General features: G+C 26.4%; 6 protein-coding genes. 4 read left to right on the plus strand and 2 right to left on the minus strand.

Annotated elements, in window-relative coordinates; translation table 11 throughout:
* Positions 1-24: 24 nt before the first annotated feature.
* Positions 25-333, minus strand: coding sequence for a hypothetical protein (locus CRV01_RS13575; RefSeq protein ID WP_129008987.1), 309 nt, complete (start codon positions 331-333; stop codon positions 25-27).
* Positions 334-527: 194 nt separating this feature from the next.
* Between CRV01_RS13575 and CRV01_RS13580 the strand changes: the two genes are divergently transcribed.
* Entirely contained in the window at positions 528-2,810 is a 2,283-nt protein-coding gene (locus CRV01_RS13580) for a methyl-accepting chemotaxis protein (RefSeq protein ID WP_129008989.1), read from the plus strand.
* Positions 2,811-2,828: 18 nt separating this feature from the next.
* On the opposite strand, the gene CRV01_RS13585 is transcribed toward CRV01_RS13580, so the two are convergent.
* The gene (locus tag CRV01_RS13585) at positions 2,829-3,392 is read right to left on the minus strand and encodes a flavin reductase family protein (protein WP_129008991.1); all 564 of its coding nucleotides are present in this window, start codon (positions 3,390-3,392) and stop codon (positions 2,829-2,831) included.
* A gap of 130 nt (positions 3,393-3,522) precedes the next feature.
* On the opposite strand from CRV01_RS13585, the gene CRV01_RS13590 reads away from it, so the two are divergent.
* From CRV01_RS13590 to CRV01_RS13600, 3 genes are all read left to right on the plus strand, one after another.
* The gene (locus tag CRV01_RS13590) at positions 3,523-4,812 is read left to right on the plus strand and encodes a M20/M25/M40 family metallo-hydrolase (RefSeq protein ID WP_129008993.1); all 1,290 of its coding nucleotides are present in this window, start codon (positions 3,523-3,525) and stop codon (positions 4,810-4,812) included.
* A gap of 93 nt (positions 4,813-4,905) precedes the next feature.
* Positions 4,906-6,819 (plus strand): cache domain-containing protein, encoded by a 1,914-nt coding sequence (locus CRV01_RS13595; RefSeq protein WP_129008995.1) that lies wholly within the window; start codon positions 4,906-4,908, stop codon positions 6,817-6,819.
* A gap of 119 nt (positions 6,820-6,938) precedes the next feature.
* On the plus strand, positions 6,939-7,114 hold a 176-nt coding region (locus CRV01_RS13600; protein ID WP_258238415.1), incomplete at its 3' end, for a fumarate hydratase.

The following is a 7,114-nucleotide window of genomic DNA, read 5'->3' on the forward strand; positions in this document are numbered from 1 at the left end:
TCTAAAATTTAGAGAAACTAATTTTCATTGAGCTAATATAAAATCCTTATATTTCTTTGCTGTGTTATAACTTATCTCTGCCATTTTTGCCACACTATAAACAGTAATATTTTTATTCTCTAATCTTAATATATTTACAGCATTTAATACAGCTTTCTTACTTTTATCTTTTTTTGCTTTATTTGCTTTTTGTGTTGCTTTTATTTTCTTTTTTGTTTTTGATTGTATTGACTTTTGAAACTCTTCATTAATTCTATTATATAAACTCATATCATTCTGCGCTAGTATTTTTTGTAATTCGTAAAACTCATTATTAGAAATTGTTATTCTCAATTTTTCTCCTATACTCTATTTTTTGGGATTGAAATTATACATAAAAAAACTTAAAATTAGTTCAAATTGATATAATATTTTGAAATAAAAATATCAAAAAAGTAAAAAAATTGTATTTTTGTATAAAAAATGTCACTATATTGATACTATTTCATGCTATAATTATTTTAAGAAATTAATTAAAGGTAAATATCATGCTAAAGTCACAAAAAGGAAGTTTTGGAAATAAACTCCTAGTAAAGGTTTTAGGTACAACAATAATTGTCTTTATTGTTACGATTTTTTTTATCTCAAAATACTCATATGAAACAGCACAAAATGGTGCAGAGTCCTATTTAAAAGAGATGGCAAGTAATTATGCTTCTCAAGTAAAAGGAGATATTGATCGTTCTTTATCAATAGTAAAAACATTGCGTTCTAAATTTCAAGAAGCTATAAATCACAATAGTAAGCTTGGAGAAGAAGAAACAATTGCAATGCTTAAATCTATACTTAAAGACAATGATGAGTTATTAGGTCTTTGGTGGGGATTAAGAGATCCTGGGCTTTTATTTGATGTAAAATCTCAAAGTGAAGGATTACCAGATAGTTGGTATGCAAAAAATGGAGAATTTTCTCCCTATGTTACAAGAGGTAAAGAGGGAATTATTATTCAAACTGGTGCAGATTATAATGAAGAGAATGGTTGGATAAAAGGTCCTAAAGAAGCTAATAAAGAGTTTATTACTAAACCATACGTATATCCAATTGCTGGTGTTGATACACTTATGACAACAATTGCTATTCCTTTATACAAAGATGGTAAATATGCAGGTGTTATTGGTGCAGAAGTAGCACTTGATACATTTTCTACTCTAGCAAAATCAATTAAAGTATATGATAATGGATATGCTTTTATTGTTGATAGCTATGGGGTTATTTTAGGACACCCTACTCAAGAATTAGTAGCAAAAGAGGTTTTAAAAGTTACAGAGAATGATAATGATTATAAAACTGCTTTAGAAAATATTGCTAAAAATAAAGATTATGATTTTATTAAAAAATCATATACAGATGGAAAGCAATCATTATATTATGCTAAACCATTCACAATAAAAGGTGCAGATGTAAATTGGGCTATTTTTGTTAATGCTCCAATTGAAGAATACCTTTCTTTAGCAAATTTTGTTAGAAACTTTTCAATTATTGCTTCTGTAATAGGTATTTTAATTATAGGATTAATCATTTTCTTAAGTGTTAGACAATTAAAATCGAATCTAAATCTAATAACAAATGGTTTAGAATCATTCTTTAAATATCTAAATAAAGAATCTAGCCAAACAGAACAAATAGAACTGGTATCAAATGATGAATTTGGACAAATGGCAAGTAATATTAATGAAAATATTGTAAAGATTTCAAAAGGTATTGATGAAGATAATAAACTTATTTCAAATGTTAAATCTATTGTAAATAAAGTTGGAGATGGATATTTAGATGATAGAATTAGTGCATCAACATCAAATGATTCACTAAATGAATTAAAAGAGTTACTAAATGATATGCTAAATAATCTTGAAGGGTTAATTGGTAAAGATCTTAATCAAATTAGTGAAGTTCTTGCAAAATATACACAAAGAGACTTTACAGCTAAACTAGAGGAAGAAGGTTCTGGTAAAATTGGTAAAGAACTTATCGAAATGAACAAGATGATTACATCTATGCTTCAAGATAGTCAAAGAGATGGTATTTCTTTACAAGCTAGTTCAAATGAATTAACATCAAATGTACAAACATTAAGTAGTAATGCAACATCACAAGCAGCAAGTTTAGAAGAAACAGCAGCTTCAATTGATGAAATTACAAGTAATATTGAAAGTACAAGTCAAAAAGCTCAAGAGATGTTAAGAATCTCAAATGAAACTAAAACTTCTGCAAATCAAGGTAGAGAATTAGCTTCTAATACTGTGCAATCTATGGATGAAATCAATGAAACTGTACTTACAATCAATGAAGCAATTACAGTTATTGACCAAATTGCATTCCAAACAAATATTCTTTCACTTAATGCAGCAGTTGAAGCAGCAACAGCTGGTGAAGCTGGAAGAGGATTTGCAGTTGTTGCACAAGAGGTTAGAAATCTAGCATCTAGATCTGCTGAAGCAGCTAAAGAGATTAAAGACCTAGTTGAATCAGCTACAACAAGAACAAATAATGGTAAAGAAATCAGTAGTAAAATGATTGAAGGATTTAACCAATTAGAAGAAAAAATTACTAATACAAATGCTTTAATTGATGATGTGTCAAATGCAGCAAATGAACAAACTATTGGTATGGCACAAATTGCTGATGCAATGGGACAGTTAGATAAGTTTACTCAAGAAAATGCCGCTATTGCAGATACAACTAACAGTATTGCTAAAGAAACAAATAGTATTGCTCAAGAAGTAGTAAATAGTGTAAGTAAAAATAACTTTGAAGGTAAAAAGTTTAGTTAGAGCCTCGCTCTAACTAAATTATAAATCTACCATTGCTTTAAAGAAAATACCACTTCTTCCAATATTCTCTACATTTACATGGAACTTCTCATTTATTCTATCATCTTCTATATACTGTTTTTTAATCTCTAAAATTAAAGGTGTAGTTTTACCAGGTATCTTAACTATATCATAAAGTTCACAGAAAAGTGCTGTTTGTGTTGAACTAATCATAGGAGGGAACTCTTCTAAAGTTTTTTCAACTTCAATCTCATACTCACTAATCTCACTTTGGTCTTTATCAAGCATATTAGCACTAAGTTTAACTTTATCAACATTATCTTTATTTACAAAACAAATAGTAGCTTTTTTATGTTTTAAAATATTTGCTAAGCTATCTTTAGGAACACCCTCTTCTTTTTGTCCAATAGCAACTATAAGTGTTGCTGGATTACTTGAAATTGGTATAAAATATGAAAATGGTGCTGCATTTACTACACCATCATCTTCTGTAACTATCCAAGCAATTGGTCTTGGAACAACAGTATCTGACATGATTTTATATCTATTTAAATCGTTCACTTCTTTATAATCAATTATCATTTATATTCCTCTATTTTTAATAATTTTTATAATATAAAAATCTGTTTATAAAGAGCTTAAAATCAATATTTTATCTTATGTTAAATTCAATACAATTTGATATAATCCAGTTAAAAAAGGTTAAAAAAAAATGAATAATGTAATAGATATTTTTAAAGAGATAACAGCCTTAAATAGATGCAGTGGAAACTACGAAGATTTTATTTCTTATGTAAAAAGCTTTAGCCAAAAGTATAATTATGAATGTTTAGTGGATAATTATAATAATATTTTATGTAAAAAACAAAACTCAAAAGCAACTTTATGTATGCAAAATCATTATGATATAGTTTGTTTAATTGATAATAATATTCCAAAAATTATTGAAGAAGATGGATTTTTTAAAGCGGATAATTCTACCCTTGGAGCAGATAATGGAATTGGTTGTTCATACATGCTAAGTTTAATGTCACAAGGATATGATTGTGAGTTTTTATTTACAAGTGATGAAGAGATTGGGCTTATTGGAGCTAACAATTTAGAGCATAAATTAAACGCAAAATATATGTTAAATATCGATAGTGAAGAAGAAGGTGAAATCTGTATTGGATGTGCAGGTGGAGTTGATATTTTTGGAAAAAACTATAATAAAGAGATTATAAAAAACAGTGATAATTATCAGTTATATGAAGTAAAAATATCAAATCTTCCAGGTGGTCACAGTGGAGTAAATATTCATGAAAATAGACCAAACGCAATTAAGCTATTTGGTAAACTTGTAAAGGAAAATAGTGGTTTATTATTAGACATAAATGCAGGGGAAAGAATAAATTCAATTCCTGTAAATGTAAAAGCAATAGTAGCCTTTAAATCTTATCCAACAAATTATAATAAAGATTTTATTTGTATAGAAGAAATAGATACTAAAAGTGAACATTTTAATATTTGGAGTAGTGATATACTTACTTTCATTTATACATTTGCAAATGGAGTAAGAGCTTATGATGAAAAATTAAATGTAGTTTTGGACTCTATAAATCTAGCAAAAATTACTACAAATATTGATTCTATTGATATTGAATTAAGTGCAAGGTCAATGGATAACGAAAACTTAGAAACTATCAAAAAAGAGACAAGTGCTTTACTTGAAAAATTTGGTTTTGAAGTTACAACTGCTGGAAAGTATCCAGCTTGGAAACCTGATGTAAATGAGTTTACAAATGAGGTTTTAAATATTTATAAAACTTATGATTCTTCTGCTTCACTTGAAGCAATTCATGCAGGTTTAGAATGTGCTATTTTTAAAGAAAAATTTCCTCATATGAAACTAGCTTCTATAGGTCCAAATATTTTTAATCCTCATTCAAATAAAGAATCTGTAGAAATTAATTCTATACAAAAACTAGGGAAAATTGTCAAAGAAATAGCTGATAAATTTTAATATTATATATTATAAAAGAGCACAAAAGTGCTCTTTGCTTTTACTTTTATTTTTATTATTTAAGCTATAATTACACCAACAAAAAGGTGTCAAATGAACAATAAAAATGAATTACTTATTTTAAATATTATTAAATATGGACCCATTGCTTTTATTCTTTCTTTATCTCTTATTATTTCATTAACTTTATATATAAATTATAATAGTACTTTTATTGAAAAAAAAGAATTGATGGAAAAAGATTATATACAAAGAAATAAAATAGATATAAAAAATCAACTTGAAACTATATATAAATTTATCATTGAAGAACAAAAAAGAACAGAAATTAAATTAAAAAGAAATCTTAGACAAAGAGTAAATGAAGCATATAGTATTGCAATGAATATTTATAATGAAAATAAACATAGAAAAAAAGAAGTTGTTCAAAAAATGATAAAAGATGCTCTCAGAAATATTAGGTTCAATGATGGAAGAGGATATTTCTTTATTTATTCATTTGATTATGAATGTATCTTATTACCCGTTGCAAAACAGTTTGAAGGAAAAAATTTTTATAATTTTAAAGATGGTGATGGTAAATATTTAACAAGAAATATTATTAAAAGTCTTGAAGATAAAAATGAAAGTTTTTTAAAATGGTCTTATCATAAACCTGATGATATGAAAAACCAATATGAAAAAATAGGTTTTAATAAAAGATTTAAACCTTACAATTGGTATATAGGAACAGGCGAATATATAGAAGACTTTGAAAAAGATATTCAAAAGCAAGTTTTACAATATATTGAAAATCAGCAACTTAGTGATAAAAACTATATATTTATTGTAGATTATGATTCTAATTATTTAACACATAAAGATAAAAACTTAATTGGAAAAAATGTAGTTGAACTTTATGATAAAAAAGCATACAAAATCGTGGAAAATATAATAAATACTGCAAGAAAAAAAGGAACTGCATATTTAGATTACACACATATTAGACCTAAAACTAATAAAGAAGCCACTAAAACTAGTTATATTAAAGATGTTCCAAATTGGAAATGGGTTATGGGAATGGGCTTTTATCAAGAAGATGTTAATAAACTAATTGCTATACAAAAGGATATTTTAGATAAAAAATTTGAAGAAGACCTTTATAAACTACTATTTTTATCTTTGTCTTTAACTACAGTTTTGCTTATTCTATCAGTTAGAATATCAAGGTTTTTAGAAGTTAGATTTACTAAATATAGAGAACAAATAAAAGAACATCTAGAAGAAATAACAAATCAACAAAATATTTTAGCTCAGCAATCAAAAATGGCTGCTATTGGGACTATGATAGGTAATATTGCCCATCAATGGAGACAACCTTTATCTTTAATCTCAACGGCAGCTACTGGGATGAAACTAAAAAAAGAGATTGGTGATTTAAGTGATAAAGAGTTTAATGATGATTTAGAATACATAAATGAATCAACTCAGTATCTATCTAAAACTATTGATGATTTTAGAAACTTCTTTTCTACAAATAAAATAAAAAAAGAATTTACTATAGACGAAGCTTTTGAAAATACATTTAATCTTGTAAATGTACAGTTTAAAAATCATCAAATAGAAATTATTAAAGATATTAAAGACACTAAAATTTATGGAATACAAACAGAACTTGTGCAGGTACTAATAAATATCTTAAATAATTCAAGAGATGAACTTATAAAAATAAAAACGGAACAAAGAAAACTCATTTTAGTAAAAACTTTTGAAGAAAAAGAGCAGCTAATAATAGAAATTTTAGATAATGCAGGTGGAATAGATGAAGAAACACTTGAACATGTATTTGAACCATACTTTACTACAAAAGGACCTTCACAAGGAACTGGAATTGGACTTTATATGAGTCAAGAGATTATTGTAAAACATATGCATGGACAAATTCTAATGAAAAATAGTACTTTTAATTATGAAGGAAAAGACTATACAGGTGTGAAAACCACAATAAAATTAAGCATAAATAAATGATTTGTGAATAAGCGTAACTTTTGTTAAAGCAGAAGTTAGTTTCTTCACTTTTTTATTCTTTTTAATAAACACATATTCGATATAATTTACTTTAAATTTAATGAAAAGGTTTTGAGAATATGGGAAAAATCACAGAAAAAGACATAATAGATAGTATAGCAGATGCCTGTCAATATATCTCTTTTTACCATCCAGAAGATTTTGTAAAAGGAATGGTAGAAGCATACGAAAAAGAGGAGTCAGAAGCAGCAAAAAATGCAATAGGACAAATTTTAATAAACTCAAAAATGTGTGC

This window comes from Arcobacter sp. CECT 8983, assembly GCF_004118855.1.
In the GTDB taxonomy this organism is placed as follows: domain Bacteria; phylum Campylobacterota; class Campylobacteria; order Campylobacterales; family Arcobacteraceae; genus Halarcobacter.